Origin of the sequence: Rothia sp. HMSC064D08, from assembly GCF_001809525.1 — a bacterium.
GTDB classification, from domain to species: domain Bacteria; phylum Actinomycetota; class Actinomycetes; order Actinomycetales; family Micrococcaceae; genus Rothia; species Rothia dentocariosa.
In genome coordinates this window covers 13544-13779 of sequence record NZ_KV797893.1, presented here as the reverse complement: position 1 = coordinate 13779, position 236 = coordinate 13544, and the positions used below count along the sequence as shown (strand labels likewise).

Sequence of the window (236 nt, the reverse complement as noted above, 5' to 3'; positions counted from 1 at the left end):
TGAGTTCGGGAACATCGTTAATGATGACGTTAGCAACGGCGGAGGGTCTAGTCTTGGTTCGGACGGGAGCTTCGGGATGTACGTGAGTGTTGATGGCACTAAGATTAACCCGAACCACCACTACCGGGTCTACATTGATGTATTCGATCAGGATACCTTAACGGCGAGTTACGCGTACTACCCCATCGTGGTTTGGAACCGTACCTACATTCCGGTTGTTCCTCTGTCGGCAGCAC

The 236-nt window shown here is 51.7% G+C and carries 1 pseudogene; it reads left to right on the top strand.

Annotation, left to right across the window (positions count from 1 at the left end):
- Window positions 1-236, top strand: a pseudogene (locus HMPREF2625_RS11005) (protein argonaute-2); the annotation flags it as partial.